At 61.3% G+C, this 22601-nt stretch carries 32 protein-coding genes, 1 tRNA gene and 1 pseudogene; 23 read left to right on the top strand and 11 right to left on the bottom strand.

What is annotated here, in order from left to right:
* Window positions 1-114 precede the first annotated feature (114 nt).
* The 7 genes from H6851_07745 (at window position 115) to H6851_07715 (ending at window position 5244) form a co-directional block, all read left to right on the top strand.
* On the top strand, window positions 115-1203 hold the full coding sequence (locus tag H6851_07745) for an IS630 family transposase (GenBank protein ID MCB9943497.1): 1089 nt from the start codon (window positions 115-117) through the stop codon (window positions 1201-1203).
* Between the two features lie 78 nt (window positions 1204-1281).
* Window positions 1282-1440 (top strand): type II toxin-antitoxin system YafQ family toxin, encoded by a 159-nt coding sequence (locus H6851_07740; GenBank protein ID MCB9943496.1) that lies wholly within the window; start codon window positions 1282-1284, stop codon window positions 1438-1440.
* Complete coding sequence (locus H6851_07735) at window positions 1418-1504, top strand: type II toxin-antitoxin system YafQ family toxin (protein MCB9943495.1); 87 nt, start codon at window positions 1418-1420, stop codon at window positions 1502-1504. The genes H6851_07740 and H6851_07735 overlap by 23 nt, the downstream gene beginning before the upstream one ends.
* 140 nt (window positions 1505-1644) lie before the next feature.
* Window positions 1645-1842: a hypothetical protein gene (locus H6851_07730; protein MCB9943494.1), complete on the top strand. Its 198-nt coding sequence runs from the start codon at window positions 1645-1647 to the stop codon at window positions 1840-1842.
* A gap of 196 nt (window positions 1843-2038) precedes the next feature.
* Window positions 2039-2233: a hypothetical protein gene (locus H6851_07725; GenBank protein MCB9943493.1), complete on the top strand. Its 195-nt coding sequence runs from the start codon at window positions 2039-2041 to the stop codon at window positions 2231-2233.
* Window positions 2234-2387: 154 nt separating this feature from the next.
* Window positions 2388-3227 (top strand): hypothetical protein, encoded by an 840-nt coding sequence (locus H6851_07720; GenBank protein MCB9943492.1) that lies wholly within the window; start codon window positions 2388-2390, stop codon window positions 3225-3227.
* 418 nt (window positions 3228-3645) lie between these two features.
* Window positions 3646-5244 carry a transposase gene (locus H6851_07715; GenBank protein ID MCB9943491.1) on the top strand — a complete coding sequence of 533 codons (1599 nt, stop codon included), beginning with the start codon at window positions 3646-3648 and terminating at the stop codon, window positions 5242-5244.
* Between the two features lie 21 nt (window positions 5245-5265).
* Here the strand turns inward: H6851_07715 and H6851_07710 are convergent, their stop codons facing one another.
* Window positions 5266-6009, bottom strand: a complete 744-nt coding sequence (locus H6851_07710; GenBank protein ID MCB9943490.1) for a hypothetical protein — start codon at window positions 6007-6009, stop codon at window positions 5266-5268.
* On the opposite strand from H6851_07710, the gene H6851_07705 reads away from it, so the two are divergent.
* From H6851_07705 to H6851_07690, 4 genes are all read left to right on the top strand, one after another.
* Window positions 6008-7096 (top strand): IS630 family transposase, encoded by a 1089-nt coding sequence (locus H6851_07705; GenBank protein MCB9943489.1) that lies wholly within the window; start codon window positions 6008-6010, stop codon window positions 7094-7096. The genes H6851_07710 and H6851_07705 overlap by 2 nt on opposite strands.
* Before the next feature lie 68 nt (window positions 7097-7164).
* Complete coding sequence (locus H6851_07700; GenBank protein ID MCB9943488.1) at window positions 7165-8031, top strand: DMT family transporter; 867 nt, start codon at window positions 7165-7167, stop codon at window positions 8029-8031.
* A gap of 28 nt (window positions 8032-8059) precedes the next feature.
* Window positions 8060-8866 carry an NAD(P)-dependent oxidoreductase gene (locus H6851_07695; GenBank protein ID MCB9943487.1) on the top strand — a complete coding sequence of 269 codons (807 nt, stop codon included), beginning with the start codon at window positions 8060-8062 and terminating at the stop codon, window positions 8864-8866.
* A gap of 129 nt (window positions 8867-8995) precedes the next feature.
* Window positions 8996-9071: transfer RNA gene (locus tag H6851_07690), tRNA-Lys, on the top strand.
* Window positions 9072-9266: 195 nt separating this feature from the next.
* Here the strand turns inward: H6851_07690 and H6851_07685 are convergent.
* From H6851_07685 to H6851_07655, 7 genes are read right to left on the bottom strand one after another with little or no spacing between them, the layout of a single operon-like run.
* A complete protein-coding gene (locus tag H6851_07685; GenBank protein ID MCB9943486.1) occupies window positions 9267-10316 on the bottom strand; it encodes a site-specific integrase in 1050 nt (349 codons plus the stop codon).
* Window positions 10270-10545 carry a hypothetical protein gene (locus H6851_07680; GenBank protein ID MCB9943485.1) on the bottom strand — a complete coding sequence of 92 codons (276 nt, stop codon included), beginning with the start codon at window positions 10543-10545 and terminating at the stop codon, window positions 10270-10272. The genes H6851_07685 and H6851_07680 overlap by 47 nt, the downstream gene beginning before the upstream one ends.
* Window positions 10542-10841, bottom strand: coding sequence for a hypothetical protein (locus tag H6851_07675; GenBank protein ID MCB9943484.1), 300 nt, complete (start codon window positions 10839-10841; stop codon window positions 10542-10544). Before H6851_07675 ends, H6851_07680 begins: the two co-directional genes overlap by 4 nt.
* Window positions 10838-11176, bottom strand: a complete 339-nt coding sequence (locus H6851_07670; protein MCB9943483.1) for a hypothetical protein — start codon at window positions 11174-11176, stop codon at window positions 10838-10840. Before H6851_07670 ends, H6851_07675 begins: the two co-directional genes overlap by 4 nt.
* Window positions 11173-11406 carry a hypothetical protein gene (locus H6851_07665; GenBank protein ID MCB9943482.1) on the bottom strand — a complete coding sequence of 78 codons (234 nt, stop codon included), beginning with the start codon at window positions 11404-11406 and terminating at the stop codon, window positions 11173-11175. Before H6851_07665 ends, H6851_07670 begins: the two co-directional genes overlap by 4 nt.
* Window positions 11403-11639, bottom strand: coding sequence for a hypothetical protein (locus H6851_07660; GenBank protein ID MCB9943481.1), 237 nt, complete (start codon window positions 11637-11639; stop codon window positions 11403-11405). The genes H6851_07665 and H6851_07660 overlap by 4 nt, the downstream gene beginning before the upstream one ends.
* Window positions 11636-12541: a PD-(D/E)XK nuclease-like domain-containing protein gene (locus tag H6851_07655; protein MCB9943480.1), complete on the bottom strand. Its 906-nt coding sequence runs from the start codon at window positions 12539-12541 to the stop codon at window positions 11636-11638. Before H6851_07655 ends, H6851_07660 begins: the two co-directional genes overlap by 4 nt.
* 65 nt (window positions 12542-12606) lie before the next feature.
* On the opposite strand from H6851_07655, the gene H6851_07650 reads away from it, so the two are divergent.
* Complete coding sequence (locus tag H6851_07650; GenBank protein MCB9943479.1) at window positions 12607-12972, top strand: hypothetical protein; 366 nt, start codon at window positions 12607-12609, stop codon at window positions 12970-12972.
* Here the strand turns inward: H6851_07650 and H6851_07645 are convergent.
* Together H6851_07645 and H6851_07640 are read right to left on the bottom strand one after the other, a co-directional pair.
* A complete protein-coding gene (locus H6851_07645; GenBank protein MCB9943478.1) occupies window positions 12969-13175 on the bottom strand; it encodes a hypothetical protein in 207 nt (68 codons plus the stop codon). The genes H6851_07650 and H6851_07645 overlap by 4 nt on opposite strands.
* A 141-nt stretch (window positions 13176-13316) precedes the next feature.
* Window positions 13317-13604, bottom strand: a complete 288-nt coding sequence (locus H6851_07640; GenBank protein ID MCB9943477.1) for a helix-turn-helix transcriptional regulator — start codon at window positions 13602-13604, stop codon at window positions 13317-13319.
* 112 nt (window positions 13605-13716) lie between these two features.
* Between H6851_07640 and H6851_07635 the strand changes: the two genes are divergently transcribed.
* A complete protein-coding gene (locus tag H6851_07635; GenBank protein ID MCB9943476.1) occupies window positions 13717-13959 on the top strand; it encodes a hypothetical protein in 243 nt (80 codons plus the stop codon).
* Between the two features lie 68 nt (window positions 13960-14027).
* Here H6851_07635 and H6851_07630 read toward each other — a convergent pair whose 3' ends face one another.
* Entirely contained in the window at window positions 14028-14372 is a 345-nt protein-coding gene (locus H6851_07630; GenBank protein ID MCB9943475.1) for a hypothetical protein, read from the bottom strand.
* 339 nt (window positions 14373-14711) lie between these two features.
* Here H6851_07630 and H6851_07625 point away from each other — a divergent pair, with 339 nt between their 5' ends.
* The 10 genes and pseudogenes from H6851_07625 to H6851_07580 all read left to right on the top strand — a co-directional run bounded on the left by H6851_07625 (window position 14712) and on the right by H6851_07580 (window position 22421).
* A complete protein-coding gene (locus H6851_07625; GenBank protein MCB9943474.1) occupies window positions 14712-15500 on the top strand; it encodes a hypothetical protein in 789 nt (262 codons plus the stop codon).
* A gap of 377 nt (window positions 15501-15877) precedes the next feature.
* Entirely contained in the window at window positions 15878-17476 is a 1599-nt protein-coding gene (locus H6851_07620) for a transposase (protein ID MCB9943473.1), read from the top strand.
* Between the two features lie 646 nt (window positions 17477-18122).
* A complete protein-coding gene (locus tag H6851_07615; GenBank protein MCB9943472.1) occupies window positions 18123-18389 on the top strand; it encodes a hypothetical protein in 267 nt (88 codons plus the stop codon).
* Window positions 18390-18485: 96 nt separating this feature from the next.
* Window positions 18486-18650: a hypothetical protein gene (locus H6851_07610; protein ID MCB9943471.1), complete on the top strand. Its 165-nt coding sequence runs from the start codon at window positions 18486-18488 to the stop codon at window positions 18648-18650.
* 24 nt (window positions 18651-18674) lie between these two features.
* Window positions 18675-18899: a helix-turn-helix transcriptional regulator gene (locus H6851_07605; GenBank protein ID MCB9943470.1), complete on the top strand. Its 225-nt coding sequence runs from the start codon at window positions 18675-18677 to the stop codon at window positions 18897-18899.
* A 142-nt stretch (window positions 18900-19041) separates the two neighbouring features.
* Window positions 19042-19929: pseudogene (locus tag H6851_07600) on the top strand (recombinase family protein).
* A 242-nt stretch (window positions 19930-20171) separates the two neighbouring features.
* A complete protein-coding gene (locus H6851_07595) occupies window positions 20172-21446 on the top strand; it encodes a hypothetical protein (protein ID MCB9943469.1) in 1275 nt (424 codons plus the stop codon).
* Window positions 21443-21670, top strand: a complete 228-nt coding sequence (locus H6851_07590; protein MCB9943468.1) for a hypothetical protein — start codon at window positions 21443-21445, stop codon at window positions 21668-21670. Before H6851_07595 ends, H6851_07590 begins: the two co-directional genes overlap by 4 nt.
* A gap of 143 nt (window positions 21671-21813) precedes the next feature.
* Entirely contained in the window at window positions 21814-22065 is a 252-nt protein-coding gene (locus H6851_07585) for a type II toxin-antitoxin system RelE/ParE family toxin (protein MCB9943467.1), read from the top strand.
* A gap of 11 nt (window positions 22066-22076) precedes the next feature.
* On the top strand, window positions 22077-22421 hold the full coding sequence (locus H6851_07580) for a helix-turn-helix transcriptional regulator (GenBank protein MCB9943466.1): 345 nt from the start codon (window positions 22077-22079) through the stop codon (window positions 22419-22421).
* Window positions 22422-22601 lie beyond the last annotated feature (180 nt).

Raw genomic sequence — 22601 nt, 5'->3', positions numbered from 1 at the left:
GGAGGCGACAATCCCCGCCCGTTGCTTTTCCCCCGGCAGGGCACTCGCAGCTTGCGGACTTCGCTGCTAGTGGATTGAGCGAGACATTTACCTCCTTTTGGGCTATGTGTAGTCATGCGCAAACACCCCCTCCTTCAGCTTACTCCCGAAGCCCGCAAACGGCTTGAGGGGATCGTGTCTCATCCTTCGACACCGCAGCGTCATGTCTGGCGGTGCCGGATCGTTCTTCTGAGTGCCGACGGGCTGGGAACGACGGCGATCTGCGCGGCCAGCGGCACATCGAAGAAAACCGTCTGGCGCTGGCAGGCGCGGTTTCAGGCCGAGGGCGTTGATGGTCTGCTGCGTGAGAAGACCCGCCCGCCGGGGACGCCCAAAACCGATGCCGGCAAGGTGGCGGAGGTGATCCAGCTGACGCAGGAACCGCCACCTCACGCGGCCACGCACTGGACGTTGCGCGCGATGGCGGCAAAGGTGGGGCTGGCGGCCTCGACGGTGCGGATGATCTGGAAGGAACATGGCCTCAGCCCGCATCGCTGGCGGCAGTTCAAACTGTCGCGCGACCCTGAATTCGCGAAGAAGCTGAACGATGTCGTCGGCCTCTATGTTGCCCCGCCCACTCATGCGGTTGTGCTGGCGGTCGATGAAAAGACGCAAATTCAGGCGCTTGACCGCACCCAGCCCGGGCTGCCGCTGAAGAAGGGTCGCGCGCAGACCATGACCCATGACTATAAACGCAACGGCACAACCACGCTGTTTGCCGCCCTGAACGTGCTGACCGGCGAGGTCACGGGCCAGACCATGCAGCGCCACCGGCATCAGGACTTCATCGCCTTTCTTGCCGGGATCGAAAAGAGCGTTCCCAAAGGGCAGGAAATTCATGTGGTTCTGGACAACGTCTCATCGCATAAGACCCCCGAAGTCATGTCGTGGCTTGCGCGCCACAAACGCTGGAGCTGGACCTTTCATTTCACACCGACATCTGCCTCCTGGCTCAACGCGGTCGAGGGTTTCTTTGCCAAGCTGACGCGACGCCGGCTCAAGCACGGTGTCTTCCGTTCCGTCACCGAACTTGAGGACGCCATCACCCGTTTCATCAGCGAGCACAATCAAACCGAAGCAAAGCCATTCATCTGGAGGGCAAACCCGGACGAAATCATCGCTGCAAGAAATCGAGGGTTCCAAATGTTGGATTCAATCCACTAGGCGTCTGACGTGCTAACACCCGTTCGCTCCGGGGCCTTCAAGCGCGATGTGAAGCGTGCCGAGAAATGCGGCAAGGACATGGGCAAGCTCCGGGCACTCCTGCTGCTGCTAATCGAGGGCGCGACGCTGCCGGAACGCTACCGTGACCATGCTCTGAAAGGGGATTGGTCAGGTTATCGTGACGCCCACATTGGGCCTGATTGGCTGCTGATCTATAGGTTGGCTGCTGATCTATAGGGTAGTGGGCGACGAGCTTCACCTCGCCCGAACAGGCACCCATTCGGACCTGTTCGATGAGTAGGAAGGGCGTCGGCGTGTACAGCAAATATCGTCTTGACCGTCTCGGGTATCGCGTTTTGGTTAAAGCCCGCGAGAAGGTTGCCGTCAGTGACTTTCGCGGCGGGACGCCAACGAACGCTGGCCCGAGATATAGTGACACATATGATTGACCACGACGACATAAAGCTAAGACGCTTCGATCCAGTGGACTATCTGACCAGCGAGGTGGCAATTGAGGAATATCTCATCGCCGCGGCCGAAGAAAATGACCCGGCGGCACTGGAATCCGCTCGTCACGATGTCGCCCGTGCCCGCGAGCGCCTCGCGAAGGTGCGCGATCCAGATGAGAAGGGAGCTTGAGACTGTGAAGCGTCCACTGACCGGCAACGAGAGCGCCGATCATCTGAAGTCCGTGGAAGACATTACCCGCTTTCTTGAGACCGCCATGGAAGATGGCGGTTATGACCCGGAGTACATCGCCAGCGTCATTGCTGTAGCGAAGAAGGCCCGCGCACGCCTTGCAAAACATAGGGGTGAAGAAGATCCAAATGCCTGGATTATTCTCGAACTCCTACTGGGAACCCTTGAGGGCGATGACAGCGCCGCAAGGGAGCATTTGGCAGCCGGTTTTCCGATCTACTACGGCCACGATGACACGCCCGAAGGGCTTCAAATCAAGCAGTGGCCGGATGGCCGCCGGGAGTTGGTCCGCTTCGAAGAAGCAGGAGACGAGGTTATCCGCGTTCTATGAGCTGGCCGACACCAAGATTATCATCCAAGAGCGAGAAAACCGACAGGCTTAGTCGATGAGTTTTGCCAGCCTCAGGAGCCGTTGCAGTCTGGCAAAGGCCCTAAACCCAATAGGGGGAACATAAGTGGCAGAGACGGCATCGCAAAGCCAAGATATGTTTGGCGACAAACTCTACCAGACGCGCGCAAAGGCGGCGCTACCCATACTCGTGCGGCAAGCCGCTTCCCGTAAGCCGATATTTTACGAGGCATTGGCCGGTGAACTAGGGATGCCTAATCCGCGCAACCTGAATTATGTCTTGGGCTGCGTGGGCACTACTCTGCAGAGACTTTCCCGCAAACGAGAGTGGGATGGGGGCAAAATACCTCACATCCAATCGCTGGTAATAAATCAGCAGCGTCGGCTTCCGGGAGCGGGCTTCGAGGGGTTTCTTGCTGAGAGGATGAGGGCGTATCAGAACCTCTCGCTTGCTGACAAGCGAGCGTATCTTGATGCATATTGGCACGAAGTCTATGCCTATCCCTACTGGTGCGATGTTCTCGAAGCCTGCGACCTCGCCCCCGCCTCGGGTGGCGCTTCCGACATTGTCGAGAAGGCCAAGACCGGAAAGAGCGGGGGTGGCGGCGAGGGCGAGGAGCATCGTGCCCTCAAGGAGTATATAGCGGGGCACCCCAGTATCGTTGGCCTGCCCGGCAATGCGCATGCTACGAAAGAGGCCCCTCTGCCCTCAGGCGATAAGATTGACGTGTTGTTCGCCGTAGCCAAGAGGCTTGTCGCTGTGGAGGTCAAATCGAAGATTTCCAACGATGTCGACCTAACACGCGGACTGTTCCAGTGCGTCAAGTATCGCGCCGTCATGGAGGCCGAGCGCGGCTTCAAGGGCGCACGGTATTCAACCGATGCTGTTTTGGTGGTGGGACGAGATTTCCCCAATAGCCTGCGCTCCTTACAAAACAGCCTTGGGGTTGAGGTCATAGAAATCCACTCAGCATAGCACACCAGCAACAAGGCGACCCTTTGCAGCACGGCCCCGTTCGGCTGGTCGGGGCGATGCTGGCGGTCCCATTATCGCCTGCCCGGATGGGAGGCCGGGCAAGATAAGGGCCGTGCACCTATAAACGTTCCTGAAACCACGAACCGGCCATCCCGTGTTCCTAAAACCACGAACAGAAGTGGCGTATCTGAAACCACGAATGGGTTGGATATTCACAGCTCAACCCCCTTGGTCCTGTCAATGAATCGGCCGCGTGCGTCGAGCGTAACCGCTCTCCCTACTTTCCAGCGCGAGGCCTTCGCAACGGTAACCGGTGCAAAAGTCCGGGCGGACTGGATTTTTGAGGCTTGATCTGCGCGCATGGAATAAGAATATGTTCTCGATTCCCAAGAGCGATGGGACGTGATTCAAGTTTGTTATGTCCAAGCCCAATGCCACCAACCTCGCCACACTCGGCCTTGATGATCTCCGCGATTTGGTTGCGGCGCTGCTGGAGCGCGTCGCTTTGCTGGAGGCGGAGAATGCAGCATTGCGGGATGAGATTGCCCGGCTCAAGGGGCTGAAAGGGCGGCCGAAGATCAAACCGTCGGGGATGGCAGCGAAGGCCGGAACATCGACGGCCACAGGCAAGCGAGGCGGCAAGGGCAAGCGGGGTGGTTCGTCGAAGGCCAGCCGGCGGGTTCCTGTGGTGAGCGAGGAGCAGAAGCTCGGGGTTGAGGCGCCGCCCGGCTCGCGGTTCAAGGGGTATGAGGATTTTGTCGTGCAGGATCTGCGGCTGGAGAGCCGGGTGATCCGCTATCGCCGGGAGCGCTGGATGACGCCGGACGGGCGAACGGTGACAGCGCCGTTGCCCCAGGGCTTGTGCGGGCATTTCGGGCCTGAACTGGTGCGGTTCATCATTCTGCAGCACGTCCAGGGCCAGGTCACGACGGAACGCTTGACGGCGATGCTGAACGAGATCGGCATCGTCATTTCCAAGTGCCAGGTCATCCGGCTGTTGAACAATGATCCAGGCGATTTGCATGACGAGGCCACGGAGCTGTTCCGCGCCGGTCTCGAGAGCGCGAAATGGATCACCGTCGATGACACCGGCGCCCGGCATGGCGCCAAAAACGGCTTCACCACCCAGATCGGCGATGACCGCTTCACCCACTTCGCGACGACGTTTTCCAAGAGCCGGGTGAATTTTCTCGAACTGCTGCGCGCCGGTCATGGCGGTTATGTCCTCAATGACGACGCCTTCAGCTACATGCGCAAACATGCGCTGGCGGGCTCCGTGATCGCCCGGCTGGAGGCGCATGACACCAGGACATTCGCCGATCGCGGCGCCTTCTCGGCCCATCTGGGCGAACTCGGTATCGATCAACTCGATGTTCACCCCGACCCGGTCAAAATCGCCACCGAGGCCGCACTGTGGGGCAGCATCCACCACCACGGTCTGCTGAACGATACCGTCATCGTCTCCGATGGCGCCGGACAGTTCCGCGTCGGCCAACATGCACTCTGTTGGGTTCATGCCGAGCGCCTGATCCACAAGCTCGTCGGCTTCAATGAAAGCCAAAGACGTGCCATCGATCTCCTCCGCCAGCTCGTCTGGTGGTTCTACGCCGATCTCAAGGCTTACAAACAAGCCCCGCAAAGGTCGCGAGCTGCCCAGCTCCGTGCCCGCTTCGACCGCATCTTCAAGCGCAAGACCGGTTTCGCCACCCTCGATCGCCTGCTCGCACGCCTGCATGCCCGCAAACCGGAACTCCTCCTGGTCCTCGACCGACCCGAAATCCCCCTGCACACCAACGGCTCGGAAAACGACATCCGCTGCCACGTCACCAAACGCAAGATCTCCGGCGGCACCTGGTCCGATGCCGGCCGTCAGGCACGCGATACCCTGCTCGGCTGCATGAAAACCTGCCAGAAACTCGACGTCTCCTTCTTCCAGCTCCTCGGCCACCGACTCGCCGTACCATACACGACAGAAATCCCACCACTCGCCCAGCTCGTCACCGCCGCCAAGGTCTGATCGCCCGGACTTTTGCACCGGTTACTTCGCAACGATACGTGGACCTGAGGGCTTCACCAGAATTTCATCCCCGCGTTTTAGCAATAGCACCTCGCTGCCGTCCTCCATGCGCCGCCGCCCTTGATAGGTCGCACGTCCCACGTCGTCCGGGGTCCAGAGTCGGTTACGAGGCGTGGTTGGGGCACTTCCCTGGTGTGAGTTGCGGGCGTCGATCCAGCGAACAATCGTCGGATTTCCAACCGCCGCAGGGCCCGTGGCCGCTGCGGCCTTCTTCGACAGCGCGAAGCCCTCGCGTAAGGCTTCCATCGCCGGGTCTGTAAACGTCACGTCGACGTGGTGCATCCCGGCCAGCTTGGCCACGTCGTGACGGAACTGCTCGGTGCCCTGCGCATCGAGCGCCTGTCCCTCGAACCGCTCGACCGCCAAAGACAGGGCGACAAGCGCCGCTCCGGCGGTCGCCCTCTCGGCTTTGACGTGGTTCGCCCGGTCCAGCACAAGACCGCCGTCTGCGGTCCGGTAAGCCATCGTGCCGTCTTTGCGCGCCTGCGGCTTCAAGCTTTCCATGATATGGATCTTGGCCTTCTCGGCTCGTTCGGCTGTCAACAAGTCGCCGCGCATCCGTTCTTCACGCTCGACGTGGGCGCGGAGAACGGCGAGTGCGTCCGCACTCCCGGCCTCGGCCTGCTGCATCAACCATGTATTCCAGTTGGGCAGGCTAGTGGATTGAGCGAGACATTTACCTCCTTTTGGGCTATGTGTAGTCATGCGCAAACACCCCCTCCTTCAGCTTACTCCCGAAGCCCGCAAACGGCTTGAGGGGATCGTGTCTCATCCTTCGACACCGCAGCGTCATGTCTGGCGGTGCCGGATCGTTCTTCTGAGTGCCGACGGGCTGGGAACGACGGCGATCTGCGCGGCCAGCGGCACATCGAAGAAAACCGTCTGGCGCTGGCAGGCGCGGTTTCAGGCCGAGGGCGTTGATGGTCTGCTGCGTGAGAAGACCCGCCCGCCGGGGACGCCCAAAACCGATGCCGGCAAGGTGGCGGAGGTGATCCAGCTGACGCAGGAACCGCCACCTCACGCGGCCACGCACTGGACGTTGCGCGCGATGGCGGCAAAGGTGGGGCTGGCGGCCTCGACGGTGCGGATGATCTGGAAGGAACATGGCCTCAGCCCGCATCGCTGGCGGCAGTTCAAACTGTCGCGCGACCCTGAATTCGCGAAGAAGCTGAACGATGTCGTCGGCCTCTATGTTGCCCCGCCCACTCATGCGGTTGTGCTGGCGGTCGATGAAAAGACGCAAATTCAGGCGCTTGACCGCACCCAGCCCGGGCTGCCGCTGAAGAAGGGTCGCGCGCAGACCATGACCCATGACTATAAACGCAACGGCACAACCACGCTGTTTGCCGCCCTGAACGTGCTGACCGGCGAGGTCACGGGCCAGACCATGCAGCGCCACCGGCATCAGGACTTCATCGCCTTTCTTGCCGGGATCGAAAAGAGCGTTCCCAAAGGGCAGGAAATTCATGTGGTTCTGGACAACGTCTCATCGCATAAGACCCCCGAAGTCATGTCGTGGCTTGCGCGCCACAAACGCTGGAGCTGGACCTTTCATTTCACACCGACATCTGCCTCCTGGCTCAACGCGGTCGAGGGTTTCTTTGCCAAGCTGACGCGACGCCGGCTCAAGCACGGTGTCTTCCGTTCCGTCACCGAACTTGAGGACGCCATCACCCGTTTCATCAGCGAGCACAATCAAACCGAAGCAAAGCCATTCATCTGGAGGGCAAACCCGGACGAAATCATCGCTGCAAGAAATCGAGGGTTCCAAATGTTGGATTCAATCCACTAGCTTTCGATGTCCGGTAGCTTGGGGGGAAGTCTCATGGAAGCGGGGTCTGTCGGTTGTGGAGCGGTGCCTTGTTGAAGGGCGCATCGCTTGGGATAGCCCTGATGCTGGCCGTTCAGGTGGTCATGCCGATGAACGATGCGGTGGCCAAATATCTCGTCGCCACCCTGCCTGCCATTCAGGTGGCTTGGGCACGGTTCTTCTTCAACTCGGTGTTCATCGTCCCCTACGCCTTCGCATGCCGCGGGCGGCCCGGGCTGACCGTACGCAATCCCGGCCTGCAGGTATTGCGCGGGCTGCTGATCATCGCCGGCAATCTGACCTTCATCCTCGGTATACGCTATGTGCCGCTGGCCGATGCTCTGGCGACGGTATTCATTGCACCTCTGGCCGTGACGGCTGCATCGGCGCCCATTCTGGGCGAACGCATCACCCCAGCGCACTGGATTGCCGTCACGATCGGTTTTGCCGGCGCGCTCGTCATCGTCCGTCCCGGCGCCGGCAGTTTCCAGCTTGCCGGCCTGCTGCCGTTGTGCTCCGGGTTGCTGTTTGCCGCCTATCTGGTCCTCACCCGATGGCTGGTGCGAGGTTCCTCGCCGGTGGCGACGCAGGCCGTGACCGCGCTGGTGGGTGCCATCACCCTGTCGATGGCGGCCCCTTTCGTCTGGCAACCGGTGACGGCCTGGAACTTTCTGCTCATGGTAACCGTCGGCCTGCTGTCAAGTATCGGCCACGTCATGATGACTGTCGCTCATGTTCACGCCGAGGCCTCGACATTGGCGCCACTCACCTATCTCGCCTTGATCAGCGCAACGATTTTGGGTTTCGTCATCTTTGGCGATCTGCCAGATATCTGGACGATCATTGGTGCGGCAATCGTCATCGGCAGTGGACTGTTTGTGACCCTGTCACGCCGGCATCGACAGGATCGGCCATGACACGGCTCTGTGTTCGAGGGGGAATGAAATGAAAAGGGTATTGTTGACAGGTGCCGCAGGAGGCGTCGCCACGATGATTCGGCCGATGCTGCGCGACATCTATCCGGAAATGGTGCTGAGCGACATAGCGCCGGTCGATGACCTCGCGGCCAATGAGACCTTCATCGAGGCACGGCTGTCCGACATGGCGGCATGCGAGCGTATCTGCGAAGGCGTCGACGGCATCATCCACCTCGGCGGCTATTCGGTCGAGGCCGAGTGGGAGACCATTCACGAGGCGAACATTGTCGGTTGTTTCAACCTGTTCGAGGCGGCGCGTCGCAAGGGAGTGAAGCGCGTGGTCTTCGCCTCCTCCAACCACGCCGTCGGCTTCTACCGGCGTACGAAACGCATCAGCACCGACCAGCGCGTACGCCCTGACGGGCTTTATGGTGTCAGCAAAGCCTATGGTGAGGCGCTGGGTTCGCTCTATGCCGACAAATACGGTCTGCGGGTGCTGTCGATCCGCATCGGCAATGTCGGCATGCTGCCACTCGACGAACGTCGGCTGGCGATATGGATCCATCCTGAAGATCTGGTCCAGCTCTGCCGCATCGGCCTCGAACACCCCGACCTGCATTGCGAAATCGTCTACGGGGCCTCCGATAACGACCGGGCATGGTGGGATAACCACATCGCCTACGGGCTCGGCTATACACCTGCCCACCGTTCGGAAGATCATGTGCAGCATGCGCTGGCCGAACAGGCCAAGATGCCCCGCAATGCCATCGGCGACACCTTTCAGGGCGGATCCTTCTGCGCCGATGGCTTCGCTGGCGATCCACAGCGGTTGTAGGCATCGGCCCGGCGGAACAACCATGAGGCATCAGGATACCACCGAAGGACAAGATCTCCCCGATGATCCATCAAACCCCTCTTGCGCACCCCGCTCCCGGACGCTATAGCGCTCCCACACACCCTACGGGGGCGCATAGCTCAGTTGGTAGAGCAGCTGACTCTTAATCAGCGGGTCCAAGGTTCGAGTCCTTGTGCGCCCACCAAGTCATTAAAATACTTGACTATTTCTTGGTTGAAAGTCTGCGTATCCAACTCAACCTTCAACGTATCCAACTTTTCGCCGCGGACTGCTCAAAATCCGGCCTTCCGGTTCTCCGGCAAGACGGCACGGAAATGCTCTCTCGCGGGCAACCGCTCGTGAATGTCAAAAGCCAGTCAAATAAATTTCGGGTTTGAGCCTATTCCGGCTCCGGCCGCCATTGCTCGAGCTTGGCGACGGCCGCCTGGGCGAGACGTCGGTTGCGCGGCAGATAGGTCTCGATGATCCGGCTCGTGGTTTCGAGCTGGTGCCCGCTCAGGCTGGCGATTTCCGGGATGGTGCATCCGGCCTCGGCCATGCGGACCACCGCCGTGCGCCGCAGATCGTGGAAGGTGCGGCCCTCGATCCGCGCCCTGACCATCGCTGCCTTGAACATATGGCGGAAGTGGTCGACCTTCCACGGGCGGCCGTTGCGCGTACAGATCACCGGCGACACGCGTGGCGCTTCTTCCAGCACCTTGCCGAGCCGGGCGGTGATCGGAATTTCCATCTTCTGGCCGGTCTTCGCCTGTTTGAGGGTGATCAGCCCGTCGTGGCAGGCCGACCAGGGCAAGGCGAGGATATCGCCCTGCCGCTGGGCGGTGCTGATCGCCAGCATGTAGACCAGCGCCAGTTCCGGCCCGCAAACCGCCAGAAACCGCCGTTCCTCGTCATGCGTCCACACCGAATGGCGCGGCGATTCCCGGTACTGGCGGAAGCCCAGTGCCGGGTTCTGGCGGATCATGCCCTGCCGCTTGGCGAAGCTCAGCAGCAGGCGGAATACACGGCAGATGTGATTGGCCTGCGAGGGTGTCGCCGACCAGGCCCGCTTGAGTTCCTGCACGATCACCGGCGTGATCTGCGCAGCCATCACGTCGCCGAGCTTCTTGGCGATAAGGTCGAGATTGCGCGCATAGTCCCGTTTCGTCGCGTCGGCCAGAAGCTGGAAATCGTCATGGCTCTTGTAGAAGGCGATCAGCGCGCGGATGGTTCCGGCTCTTGCACCGTCGAACATGCCGCGTGCCAGCTTGTGCCGATACTCGTCGACTTCGGCGTTGATCTCCTGCGCCTCGACGACGGCGCGGGCGCGATCGTCGGACAGGCGGGTGCATTTGAAGCCCAGCCGGGCAAGACTGGGGCTCGGCTCCCAGTAGAACCGGACGCTAGCGCCGCGCCTTCCTCGTGCCCGGAGGTGGGGCGTTTTCACCATTCCTCAGCCTTTGGACGACCTTGTTTTCCCCGAGCACCGATTCAATCTCGTCGCCGTTCGGGAGCAACAGTCGATTGACCGACGTATCCAACCACCGCCGGCCGTCGGGCAGGATCAGGTCCGGCCCCGGTATCCACTTGTCCCTGAGCGCCTTCTCGAAGTCCTTCCAGCGCTTGAAGTCGAAGCGATAGGCGACCTCGATCTCGTGGAGCGCGCGGCCGTCACTCATGGATCGTCCGCCGACCAGACGAGGCGCAGGCCGGGCCTGCGACGACGGCCGGGCTCGAAGTAGATCTGCCAGAGGTCGGAGGGATGGTCGGCGACGATCAGCTCGGCGATCTTCGCATCGAGCTTGCGGTCGTCGCGGAAGAAGAACTGCATCCGGCCGACCCGCCTGCCCCACACCTTCTCGTAGATCAGCAGGGTCTTGAGGCCGAAGCGGGTTCCCTCGTCGACCTCGTAGGACCAGTTCGGTGCGTTCGGCAGGGCGGGCAGCTCATGGGGAGCATAGGGGCGGCGGCTCATTGGAGGGTTCCCGCATCGCGCTCGGCCTTGAGCCTGTAGGCATCGTCGCAAAGCTTCTCGGCCAGATTGCCGATGGTGACGCCGTTTCCCATCATCGCCAGCTTGGCGGTAAACGGATGCTCGCCATGATCGAAGGCGAGCCGGGCGTACAGTCCGGCAAGGCAGCGGGAAAGCGCGGTGAGCACGATCAGGCGCGCGACATGGTCCGACGGGGCGCTTTCAAGGATGCGCTCCTCCGTAAAAAACATGATCTCGCGGGCGAGCATCGTGGCCTCCCCGGCGATAAACTCGTCGTTCATGCCTTCGACAAGGTCGGGCCAGTCCTCCTCCTTCATCCCTCATCCCCCTCCGGCAGTGCGAGATAGTCGAGCAGGCAGCGGGCGAGTTCGGCGGCTTCGCGGCGGTCGAGCTGGCACCAGCCGACGGCGGTGAACGAGCCGACGATCTCCTCGCCATGCTCGACGAGCAGCGTTCCGCTGGCGTGCATCCGCACGACGAGGTGATGGCCGAAGCCGGTCGACAGCTTGCGGAAATACGGCAGTCCGCCGAACGGGCTGGCGCTCATGCGGCCTTCGCATCGCGGGCGGAAGCCCGCAGGTGCCGTTCCAGCCGCCCGACCTGAATGCGGGCCAGGTGCAGTTCCTCCAGTGCGGCCTGCAGATATTCCCACTCGTTCGGCTGGCCGAGGAGGCGGCCGCGGATGGCCGCCCGCCGCTTGCAGTCGTCGATCAGCTCGAACAGTTTTTGCGGCGTCACGGTCGGCAAGCCGCCGCTCAGGCAGTTCGGTACATCATTCATCGGCTTTTGGCCCAGCGCCGCCCCTTGCGCAACGGATTGCTCCGCTTGCGCGGTGCCGGCGGCTCCATCGTCTCGACCTTCGCCGGGTAGCCGGGCCATTCGCCCCGGCCGAGACATCGCGACCAGCTCGCCGCCGCGTGATCGATGTCCGCGCGGCCGCGTTCGAGCAGGCGCGGGCCGGGCTCGAAGACCATCAGCCCGAACGGCTCGACGGTCTCCTGCACGACGAAGGCAAAGCGCGGCCGCTTCACCCCCAGCCGCCCGGCCGCACGCCGGTACCATGCCGGCTGCACCCGGCCGGGCAGCTCCATCAGCGCCCGCCGCTTCCACATCGACAGCGGCATCGAGGTCGTCTTGTAGTCGAGGATCAGCCCGGCCTCCGGGTCGATCCAGTCGAACCGGGCGCGGCCCCAGATCGGCGCGCCCGCCGCCTCCTCCTGCCAGAAGGCCGAGACTTCCGAAAAGCCGCGCGCCGGCGAGAACGCCCAGGCCATGCCCGCACGGGCCAGCTGCTCGCGGGCGGCGGCCAGCATCCGCGCCATGCGCGGCCAGTCGCCCGCCAGCACCGGGATGCCGCAGGCTTTCCTGATCTCCTCCCGGCTCGCCCGTGCCGCCCTGGTGCGCCAGTCCGGCGCATTGACCGTCACCACCCGCACCTCGCCGCCCAGCAGCAGCTCGTGCATCGCCGAGCCGAAATCCATGTTCCTCGTCGTTTCGAACGCCACCGGATCGGTCAGGCGCGGATGCCTCGCGGCGGCATGGGCCGGCGAGCGCTCCAGCAGGATCGAGGCCAGCGACGAGGACAGCGAGGGACGCGGCGCCGGATCGGCATGGTATTCGGCGGCGGGCATCCGGTAGGCGCCCGGCTCGGTCAATGGGCCGGAAAGGGCGAGCGGGTTCATGGGCGCACCTCCGTGCAGCTTCGTTCGCTTTCACACCGTGTGGCGTTTCTGGTAGAATGCGGCTCATGGAAAAGGTCGATCTGAACTTCATCGCCAGACAGCTGGAGCGGGTGCTCACCGAACAGGCTGCGATGCGCACCGAACAGGCCATCTTTCGCGAAGATATGGCTTCGATGCGTAACGAGCAGGCTTCGTTGCGCACCGAGATGGCTTCGATGCGCGAACAGATCGCCCGGCTCGACAGCAAGCTCGACCTGACACGGCAGTCGATCGAGCTGCGCATCGATGCCGTCCGGCTCGAACTGATCGAGGAAATCTCGACCATCAGCAGGATGGAAGCGAGCGGCGTCCGCATTCCCGTCGATCATCGACTCGACGATCACGAGGCGCGCATCGCCGCGCTCGAAGGCAAGGCCGAGCCGGCGGGCTAGCATCCCTCTTCGTCCGGCACGGCAAAGTCATCCAGCCAGTCGTCATTGTCCGGCCCGACATATTCGTCGCGGGCGATCAGGTCGAGATATTCGGCCCAGGTGATGATCGAGCCGCCGACCACATGCACATCCGACCAGGCAGCATTCTCCGTCAGTGCGGTGTCATCGGTATCGTCCGGGCCGGAAAGGGCGAGCGGGTTCATGGGCGTGTCCTCTTGCATAAACAAGAAATGACACACCATGTTTCAAAAATCAATTACATATCGACCCATTATGGGTCATGATTGAATTTGCTTAGTCAAAGCCTCCATCTTCTCGAAGGCCTGAGCGTCTTTTCGGGCTCGCTATGGGATAGACGTTCGCCCCAGGATTTTGGATGCCAAACGCTGCGGCAAACCTGACGGATCACCCCCGTAGATCCAGTCGAGAGTCACGCCATAACGCTGTCTCAAGCGAAGCATCGTGGCAGGATCGGGAAGCCTCGTTCCTTGTTCCCAATTCCCAAGCGCGCCTCGCGAAACGCCGACTTGCTCTGCGAGCTGCTCTTGGGTGAGTTCAAGCGCGCGCCGCGTGGCGGCGAGGCGTTCCCCGACAACAAGCACTAAGTCGGCGCTACGTTCGGGTAGTGGCATGGTTCTTTTCGGATAAGGTCTAACCCTTGATCCAATACTGAAACAGACGCTTCCGGACACGCAGCGAATCGGGTCTTTCGTAAAGAAACACTATGTGTCAAAATTGATCGTCATGAACGGTAAAATTCTGATCGAAACTCTTGGCGGAGCCACCCGAATCTCAAGAGAGATGGGCATCAATCCGCAGACAGTAAGCAACTGGCCTAAGCGCGGTATCCCCGCGCACGCCTGGCCGGCGCTGCTCGACCTTGCGCGCCGTAAAGGCGTGAAGCTCTCCACCGATCTGCATGAGACCGCTCTCGCCGCCTCCCGCCGTTCCCTTCGCCAGCGCTCGCCGCAGGACCGGGCTTCATGAGACACCGGCCGCGTGTCCCCGAAACAGGGTTCCACTTGCAAGACAGCGGACGGCCGGTGGCGGGGCGATCAGTGGCGGGGCTTGCGCCAGACGCGGATCTTGTGGGTCCGGGGCGTGGGATCCTGCTGTTCCAGCACGGCGAGCAGCACGACGCTCCTGACGGTGCGGGCGGGATCGAGGCGCAGGCGGAAATCCTGCGACTGGCCGGGGTCGATCATCAGGCCGATGGGCAGGCGCCGGGCCGGGCCGGCGATGGGTGTCGTGCCGAAAATCCGGCTCATGCCGCCGGTCCATGGGCGGATGAGGCGCAGCTCCTCGATGACGAGCGGGGTAGTACGGCCATTGTTGGTGACCTCGCACCACATGCGCGGATGGCCGTCCTGGTACCAGAGATTGAGCTGGACAGTGGGCATCTCGGGATCTCTCCTGAACATCCGCTCGAATATCCGTATGATGGCAGAGACAATGCCGAGGCCGCCGCCCGGCTTCCGGCGACGCCAAACGAAAACGAGCGCCTAAGGGGTTACCCCGGCGCTCGTCACGAAATGCTTTTCCTCAACTTCAAAAAACCGGTTCGCGGCCGGTTCCACAAGCCATTCCCGCATCTGCATCAACAACGGATACATCAACAACAACGGACCTGCGATGGCTAGAATCGGCCATCCATCCGGCGCGCACAAGGGGTCCGTTGCGCGAAAGTCTCCGGCGCAAAGTCGCTTAAACAGCGACATTGGCGGGGATTGAGACGGATCATGGACGCCTTCGCCCTCCCCGTTTCAACCCGATACCCGATCCACCGGGAACTGCTGGCCGACATGGCCCGGCGCGGCCCCCACGTCGCCCAGGCATTCATCCTGCTTTCCGAACGGCTGGAACGGGTCGAAGGCATGTGGGTGCCGGACGATGACGGGCTGCTTGCGCGGTGCGCGCAGCAGACACCGAAGCAATGGGCGAAGACGCGGGCGGCGATGGCCGACCAGATCGAAACCCACGACGGCATGTTCAGCCTCAAGATCATGCACCTGTCCCGCAAACATCAAAAGCTCGCCTCCTCGTCGGGAACCTTCGGCCAGGAAAAGCAGATGATTGATAGAATGGCCGGGGCACCGCTGGAAATCCGTCCCGGCGAGAACCAAAGGGACGCCCGTCACCGCAAGGACAGGGAGGTGCTCGAAAGGCTCAAGGGGCTTGATCCGCTTTACGAGCGGATGACGCAGGATCGCAAGGATCTGGGGGCGGAAAAGGTTCTGGTGGGCTTCATGGCCCGCAGCCGGAGCCGAGCCGAGCGCGGTGCCCGCAAGGCCGAAGCGGCGATGAAGGATGCGCGGCTCATGCGCTCCAACGTGGCGCAGCGCATGTATGCTCAGGGCAAACAGATCTACAAATCAATTCCGGCACCGCAAGTGCCGCCGGGCGTGATCGACTGGCTGGTGAACCGCTGGCGGGAGAGCGGTTTGTCGGGTTACGCCGATGTCTGGGCCGCCGCCTATCTCGGCGGCCGCTTCTTCGAGATGTGGGCGCGCGACGGCCCGCCCGGATAGCTCATGGACATGGCCGGACTGGCGGCGTGGCCGGAAGGGCGCGCCGCTTCCGCGCGTCCGCAGCCTGAATTGGACCCGAAAGCAGGGCGGAATTCCTCACATCCGTTAACCATTGAGCAACATTTCCCTGCCTTGATGGTCGCAAATCCTCTCCGTTCCGGCCCGATCCGGCCTCGCTTCGGCCATTGAACGGCGCGGCTTGTGGACAACCGCTGCAAATCCCGCCGGGCAGGATGACGGAAAACAGCAGATTCACCGTATTTTCGTAACCGGTGCAAAAGTCCGGGCGGACTGGATTTTTGAGGCTTGATCTGCGCGCATGGAATAAGAATATGTTCTCGATTCCCAAGAGCGATGGGACGTGATTCAAGTTTGTTATGTCCAAGCCCAATGCCACCAACCTCGCCACACTCGGCCTTGATGATCTCCGCGATTTGGTTGCGGCGCTGCTGGAGCGCGTCGCTTTGCTGGAGGCGGAGAATGCAGCATTGCGGGATGAGATTGCCCGGCTCAAGGGGCTGAAAGGGCGGCCGAAGATCAAACCGTCGGGGATGGCAGCGAAGGCCGGAACATCGACGGCCACAGGCAAGCGAGGCGGCAAGGGCAAGCGGGGTGGTTCGTCGAAGGCCAGCCGGCGGGTTCCTGTGGTGAGCGAGGAGCAGAAGCTCGGGGTTGAGGCGCCGCCCGGCTCGCGGTTCAAGGGGTATGAGGATTTTGTCGTGCAGGATCTGCGGCTGGAGAGCCGGGTGATCCGCTATCGCCAGGAGCGCTGGATGACGCCGGACGGGCGAACGGTGACAGCGCCGTTGCCCCAGGGCTTGTGCGGGCATTTCGGGCCTGAACTGGTGCGGTTCATCATTCTGCAGCACGTCCAGGGCCAGGTCACGACGGAACGCTTGACGGCGATGCTGAACGAGATCGGCATCGTCATTTCCAAGTGCCAGGTCATCCGGCTGTTGAACAATGATCCAGGCGATTTGCATGACGAGGCCACGGAGCTGTTCCGCGCCGGTCTCGAGAGCGCGAAATGGATCACCGTCGATGACACCGGCGCCCGGCATGGCGCCAAAAACGGCTTCACCACCCAGATCGGCGATGACCGCTTCACCCACTTCGCGACGACGTTTTCCAAGAGCCGGGTGAATTTTCTCGAACTGCTGCGCGCCGGTCATGGCGGTTATGTCCTCAATGACGACGCCTTCAGCTACATGCGCAAACATGCGCTGGCGGGCTCCGTGATCGCCCGGCTGGAGGCGCATGACACCAGGACATTCGCCGATCGCGGCGCCTTCTCGGCCCATCTGGGCGAACTCGGTATCGATCAACTCGATGTTCACCCCGACCCGGTCAAAATCGCCACCGAGGCCGCACTGTGGGGCAGCATCCACCACCACGGTCTGCTGAACGATACCGTCATCGTCTCCGATGGCGCCGGACAGTTCCGCGTCGGCCAACATGCACTCTGTTGGGTTCATGCCGAGCGCCTGATCCACAAGCTCGTCGGCTTCAATGAAAGCCAAAGACGTGCCATCGATCTCCTCCGCCAGCTCGTCTGGTGGTTCTACGCCGATCTCAAGGCTTACAAACAAGCCCCGCAAAGGTCGCGAGCTGCCCAGCTCCGTGCCCGCTTCGACCGCATCTTCAAGCGCAAGACCGGTTTCGCCACCCTCGATCGCCTGCTCGCACGCCTGCATGCCCGCAAACCGGAACTCCTCCTGGTCCTCGACCGACCCGAAATCCCCCTGCACACCAACGGCTCGGAAAACGACATCCGCTGCCACGTCACCAAACGCAAGATCTCCGGCGGCACCTGGTCCGATGCCGGCCGTCAGGCACGCGATACCCTGCTCGGCTGCATGAAAACCTGCCAGAAACTCGACGTCTCCTTCTTCCAGCTCCTCGGCCACCGACTCGCCGTACCATACACGACAGAAATCCCACCACTCGCCCAGCTCGTCACCGCCGCCAAGGTCTGATCGCCCGGACTTTTGCACCGGTTACGTATTTTCGCGATAACCCATTGAAATGTGTGTGGTTGGAAATGGGGGGGGGGGGCCATGGGCCTCCCATGACACATTGGAACTTAATACTGGTAATCAGAGTCTGATGTTGGCGCTGTGGATAAGTTCGCGACCGGCGACTGTCGCCGCGCAAGATGATGCACAGTCGTTCGAAAAGTCTCTTCACCGGATCGCAAGTCGAAGTGCTGTGCTCTACTGTCCAAGGCAGGGAAACGAAACGAGGGAGAACGCCCGTGGGATCGCTGGCGAGAAAGGTGAACAGGCTGAAGCGGACTACGGGTATGAAATAATGGAGCGGGAACTTCAGCGGCTGCACCTGTTCGGCAGGGAGGGAGCCCCTGACAAAGGCGAAGACGAGCCCGCGCCCTCAACCGGCGCAAACGGCCCGTCAGCGGGCGAAAGCGGATCGGGATGAACGGTGTGACCCAAACCGGCACGAAGGCGCTGTCCGCGCCCCGCAGGCCGCCTTGTGGCCGTTTCGCACGGACGTTGAGAACAGGGGCGAGCAATGCGCATTTGGCGATGATTGCGACCATTGGCCGTAAGTGCTATATTTAACTTCCAGTAGCGGCATGACGCCGGACCACAAAGAAACAAACCGATGAATGATCCAGAGAACCTTGTCCTCGCCCTGTTGCGCAAGCTCGATCAGAAAACCGATGCAATGCGTGACGAGATGAACGAACGGTTCGAGCGCATCGAGACCGATATCCGCACGATCAAGGACGAGATGCAAGTGACGACCGGGATGGCCATGCGCACATTCGGAACGAATGACGCTGTGAACGGTCTCATCAAGCGCATGGAGCGCTTCGAGAAGCGGCTCGCCAATATCGAGACGGACAGGGAGAATTCAAATGGTCGATAAGGGTCACCGCGAAGGCTGGTTCGTTCTGGGTTTGGCGGCATTGAGCGCTGTCGGAGGCGTTACCGCCGGTGTCATAGTCTATCTGGCTATCAGTTGATGCACGATGCCGACCTGCGAAAGCTCGAGCTGGAATGCCAGAAGATCGAACATGAAACCATCGAGCTGAGATGGCGACGTTGGGTTGGTCTGGGCAACATGTGCGCGACGGTATTTGGTGCCTGCGGGGCTGTGACGGTCGCAATCCTCAAGCTGTTGGAGTGATTGCGTCCATGAAAGGAAAAGCCTGTGACAGCCGATGAGCTGCGGACCGCGCTCGACGAGCTTTCATTGACGCAATCGTCGGCCGCCCGCCGCTGGGGCGTCGATATCCGCACGATCCAGCGGTGGTGTTCCGGCGAGCGGGCGATCCCGTCGACGGTAGAAAAACTTGTCGCGCTGGAACTCGGGCTCGATCCCGTGCGTATCGCGGAACTGAACGGTGAACGGCGGCGCCGAGGCAGCGCCGCCTGACCCGTCACCCCCTGGCTGCGACCTGCATCAGCCTTGCGAAGCGTTCGACGGCGGCCTTGTGGCCGGGGTCGTCGCCGTTGAGGTAGGCGTTGCGCCAGGCGGGGTCGGTCTTCCCGACGATGTATCGGGCGGTGGCGATTTCATGAAGCGGCCCGGCATGGTCGCTCTCCTGAGTTACCTCGATGCGCAAAAATCCGGGCAGGACGCCGATGAAGGCTATGTCGTCATCTTCGACGATCTCAAGCGTTTCGCCCGCGACACCGAGTTCCATCTGAAACTGCGCAAGGCCTTTCAGGCGAGAGACGCCCGCGTCGAATGTCTGAACTTCAAGTTCGAGGACACGCCCGAGGGCAAGTTCATCGAAACCATCCTCGCCGCGCAAGGAGCCCTGGAGCGCGAACAGAACGGCAGGCAGGTCGTGCAGAAAATGCGCGCCCGGCTACAAGGCGGCTATTGGGTGTTCAAGCCACCGGTCGGTTATCGCTATGAGAAAAGCCCGGCGCATGGAAAGCTGCTGGTGCGCGATGAGCCGATGGCCACCCAAATCACCGAAGCACTCGAAGGCTATGCCAGCGGACGCTTCGACAGTCAGGCCGAAGTGAAACGCTTTCTCGAAAGCCAGCCCGAATTTCCCAAGACAGCCAAGGGCACGGTCAGACAGACCGAAGTAACCGATATTCTCACCCGTCCGACCTATGCGGGTTATCTCAGTCATGCGCCCTGGAGTGTGAATTGGATCAAGGGTCATCGCGAACCGCTGATATCGCTCTCGACCTTCGAGAAGATTCAGGAGCGTCGTGAACGCGGTGCCAAGGCACCGGCGCGCAAGAACATCAACGAGGATTTTCCCCTGCGCGGTTTCGTCCTCTGCGGCGATGTCGACACGCCCCTGACCGCCGGTTGGTCGAAGAGCAAAACGAACAAGAAGCATCCCTACTATTTTTGCCGGGTGTCAGACTGCGCGGGCTACGGCAAGTCGATCCGGCGGGACGATATAGAAGGCGAATTCGCAACGATGCTCAAGAGCCTGCATCACGCCCGTATGGTGCTTGGTCGATGCGGGCAATCTCGCCGCCTTCCCGGTCCTGCCGGGCATCTAGGCACTGACCGTGTGCGTGGATCACGACAAGCCGGACATGCAGGGACGACAACGCGGGCTTACCGCCGCCGCCGAAGTATCGAACCGCTGGACACTCGCGGATCGCGAGGTTCGCCGCTGGCTGCCCCCTGTGTGCGGGCATGACGTCAACGATCAATATCGGGTGACGGCAAATGTTTGATTCCAGAGCTATCCGTCAGGATGCCGACAGTCTGAAGGTGACTGATCCGAACTGGCGGCAGCGACTCATCTCTACCAAGAATGGAATTCCTCGCGAGTGCCTCGCAAATGTCGCCTGCGCCCTCCGCCATGATCCGCCGTTTGCTGGCAACATCCGCCTCGACGAATTGCGCAACGCTATTGTCTGCCGCGGTATGCCATGGGAGTCGAGCGCCGAATGGTGCGAATGGACCGACCTGGATGGTTTGCGTCTTACGGAATGGCTGCAACTCGGCGGCATTCCCGCCAAGCCCCGCATGGTGGCGGACGCTTGCGACCTCGTGGCCGAGGAGAGCGGGTTCCATCCCGTTCGCGACTATCTCGAATCGCTGCAATGGGATGGTGTACCACGGCTCGACAGCTGGCTTGCGGAATATCTCGGCTGCGTTGATGGAGACCGTCGATATATTTCGGAAGTCGGACGTCGCTGGCTCATCTCGGCGGTTGCGCGAATCTTCAAGCCTGGCTGCAAGGCCGATTGCATCCTCATCCTCGAAGGACGTCAAGGCACGGGCAAGTCGACGGCTCTCGCATCGCTCATGCCCGATATTCGCTGGTTCGCCGACCAGATTGCGGATCTCGGCACCAAGGATTCGGCACAGGATATCCGCGGCAAATGGCTGATCGAGATCAGCGAACTGTCGGCGATGCGGCGTGGCGAGATCGAACGAACAAAAGCCTTTGTCTCGCGAGGCGTCGATCACTACCGGCCATCCTTTGGCCGGTGGTCGAAAGATTTTCCACGCCAATGCGTCTTTGCCGGCACGACCAACGATGATGCCTACCTCGTCGATGAAACCGGCAACCGCCGTTTTTGGCCCGTTCGCGTTGGAAGGATCAATATCGTCGCGTTGAACACGGATCGCGACCAGCTCTGGGCCGAGGCCATTGCCGCCTACCGCTCCGGCGAACCCTGGTGGCTCGACAAGGAAATGGAGCATCTGGCTGCGGCTGCTCAGGCCGAACGATCGGTTCGCGATCCCTGGCATGAAGATGTTATCGCTATCGCCCGGGAAAAGGCGGCTGGCCGGGCTGCGACCCCGACCGGACCCTGTGTGCAGCTCGATGAGATTCTCCAGGCTCTGGGTGTTGAGCGCAAGGATCGCGACAATTCCAGGGCCAACCGCGTCGCGCGCGTGCTCAAGGCGGAAGGATGGATGAGGAAACAACGAACGCTTGACGACGGCACTCGCTCCTGGGTGTATATGCCGCCCCAGCGGCAACGATGACGACCCGCACCATCGACCGCACTTGTGAACCGGAATGTGCAGGGCATGGTTCACAAGTGGTTCGCAAAAACGTCAATGATTCCAATATTGTGAACCACTGCACCACTCATTCTGCAGTTTTTCTGCTGTTTGCAAAAATCGGAACGCGCGACCCTGGAATCTCCGAATTTTCGCCAGAACAAAAAAACTGGTGGTTCAACTGGTGCAGTGGTTCACCGCATTGAAAAACAAGGAGAATGATCGAACCACTTGCGAACCGGCCCGGACAAACCCCAAATCGAAGCAGCGCTTGTCGCAACGTCACTCAAATGTAGCAACAGGCTACAATTGCCTTGACGCAAACGACGATGTAGCTTAAAGCTACCATATGAAGCAGATCAGCTACACCAAGGCGGCGATCCGGGCGTTGCGCAGGATGCCTGCGAACACCTCGAAGCTGGTCCGTTCCAAGATCGAGGCCTATGCAAGCGATCCGGCCTCTCGATCCAGCAATGTCAAACCGCTGAAGGGGCGTGAAGGTGTCAGGCTTCGGGTTGGTGACTGGCGGGTCATCATGGATGATCGGGGCCATGTTCTGGCCGTGCTGGATATCGGTCCCCGCGGCGACATTTACGACTGAAAGGACACGGCATGAACGAGATGGTAACGATCACCCGCGAGGAATATGATCGCCTGCACGCCGCAGCCGAAGATCTTGCCGACCTGCGGGCCTATGACCGTGCAAAAGACGCGCTGGCCGCCGGCGAGGACGAACTGATCCCCGAGAGCTATGCAAACCGCCTGCTCGACGGCGAAAGCCCGCTTCGCGTGTATCGTGACCTGCGCGGCATGACCCAGGCCGTTCTCGCCAAACAAGCCAGCGTAAACCGCGTCACCGTCGCCGAGATCGAGACCGGACGCAAAAGGGGCTCCATCGCCACCCTGCGACGTCTGGCAACGGCTCTGGACGTTTCACTGGACGATCTGACCGGGTAGACGCGCAAAATCGCTGACAGTCTCCGGTGCCTCCGCATATCGCGAGGATCTTGCCGATTGCCATTGTCACGATATGAGCGAGGAATGTCCCAGTAGATTTCTGTGTGGCAGCGGAAAACTGCCCAGGTCGACAGTTTGCACGTTCATTGAGAACAAGGCCTATCAATGGGCGAAATGGAT

It is taken from the genome of Geminicoccaceae bacterium, assembly GCA_020638465.1.
GTDB lineage: Bacteria > Pseudomonadota > Alphaproteobacteria > Geminicoccales > Geminicoccaceae > JAGREO01.
The sequence above is the reverse complement of the archived record's forward strand: the minus strand, read 5'-3'. Positions and strand labels throughout refer to the sequence as shown.

Coding starts and splice junctions, on each gene's coding strand:
- H6851_07745 (MCB9943497.1), top strand. CDS start 115: ATGCGCAAACACCCCCTCCTTCAGCTTACTCCCGAAGCCCGCAAACGG.
- H6851_07740 (MCB9943496.1), top strand. CDS start 1,282: ATGGGCAAGCTCCGGGCACTCCTGCTGCTGCTAATCGAGGGCGCGACG.
- H6851_07730 (MCB9943494.1), top strand. CDS start 1,645: ATGATTGACCACGACGACATAAAGCTAAGACGCTTCGATCCAGTGGAC.
- H6851_07720 (MCB9943492.1), top strand. CDS start 2,388: ATGTTTGGCGACAAACTCTACCAGACGCGCGCAAAGGCGGCGCTACCC.
- H6851_07715 (MCB9943491.1), top strand. CDS start 3,646: ATGTCCAAGCCCAATGCCACCAACCTCGCCACACTCGGCCTTGATGAT.
- H6851_07705 (MCB9943489.1), top strand. CDS start 6,008: ATGCGCAAACACCCCCTCCTTCAGCTTACTCCCGAAGCCCGCAAACGG.
- H6851_07710 (MCB9943490.1), bottom strand. CDS start 6,009: ATGACTACACATAGCCCAAAAGGAGGTAAATGTCTCGCTCAATCCACT.
- H6851_07695 (MCB9943487.1), top strand. CDS start 8,060: ATGAAAAGGGTATTGTTGACAGGTGCCGCAGGAGGCGTCGCCACGATG.
- H6851_07685 (MCB9943486.1), bottom strand. CDS start 10,316: ATGGTGAAAACGCCCCACCTCCGGGCACGAGGAAGGCGCGGCGCTAGC.
- H6851_07680 (MCB9943485.1), bottom strand. CDS start 10,545: ATGAGTGACGGCCGCGCGCTCCACGAGATCGAGGTCGCCTATCGCTTC.
- H6851_07675 (MCB9943484.1), bottom strand. CDS start 10,841: ATGAGCCGCCGCCCCTATGCTCCCCATGAGCTGCCCGCCCTGCCGAAC.
- H6851_07670 (MCB9943483.1), bottom strand. CDS start 11,176: ATGAAGGAGGAGGACTGGCCCGACCTTGTCGAAGGCATGAACGACGAG.
- H6851_07665 (MCB9943482.1), bottom strand. CDS start 11,406: ATGAGCGCCAGCCCGTTCGGCGGACTGCCGTATTTCCGCAAGCTGTCG.
- H6851_07660 (MCB9943481.1), bottom strand. CDS start 11,639: ATGAATGATGTACCGAACTGCCTGAGCGGCGGCTTGCCGACCGTGACG.
- H6851_07655 (MCB9943480.1), bottom strand. CDS start 12,541: ATGAACCCGCTCGCCCTTTCCGGCCCATTGACCGAGCCGGGCGCCTAC.
- H6851_07650 (MCB9943479.1), top strand. CDS start 12,607: ATGGAAAAGGTCGATCTGAACTTCATCGCCAGACAGCTGGAGCGGGTG.
- H6851_07645 (MCB9943478.1), bottom strand. CDS start 13,175: ATGAACCCGCTCGCCCTTTCCGGCCCGGACGATACCGATGACACCGCA.
- H6851_07640 (MCB9943477.1), bottom strand. CDS start 13,604: ATGCCACTACCCGAACGTAGCGCCGACTTAGTGCTTGTTGTCGGGGAA.
- H6851_07635 (MCB9943476.1), top strand. CDS start 13,717: ATGAACGGTAAAATTCTGATCGAAACTCTTGGCGGAGCCACCCGAATC.
- H6851_07630 (MCB9943475.1), bottom strand. CDS start 14,372: ATGCCCACTGTCCAGCTCAATCTCTGGTACCAGGACGGCCATCCGCGC.
- H6851_07625 (MCB9943474.1), top strand. CDS start 14,712: ATGGACGCCTTCGCCCTCCCCGTTTCAACCCGATACCCGATCCACCGG.
- H6851_07620 (MCB9943473.1), top strand. CDS start 15,878: ATGTCCAAGCCCAATGCCACCAACCTCGCCACACTCGGCCTTGATGAT.
- H6851_07615 (MCB9943472.1), top strand. CDS start 18,123: ATGAATGATCCAGAGAACCTTGTCCTCGCCCTGTTGCGCAAGCTCGAT.
- H6851_07610 (MCB9943471.1), top strand. CDS start 18,486: ATGCACGATGCCGACCTGCGAAAGCTCGAGCTGGAATGCCAGAAGATC.
- H6851_07595 (MCB9943469.1), top strand. CDS start 20,172: ATGTTTGATTCCAGAGCTATCCGTCAGGATGCCGACAGTCTGAAGGTG.
- H6851_07590 (MCB9943468.1), top strand. CDS start 21,443: ATGACGACCCGCACCATCGACCGCACTTGTGAACCGGAATGTGCAGGG.
- H6851_07585 (MCB9943467.1), top strand. CDS start 21,814: ATGAAGCAGATCAGCTACACCAAGGCGGCGATCCGGGCGTTGCGCAGG.
- H6851_07580 (MCB9943466.1), top strand. CDS start 22,077: ATGAACGAGATGGTAACGATCACCCGCGAGGAATATGATCGCCTGCAC.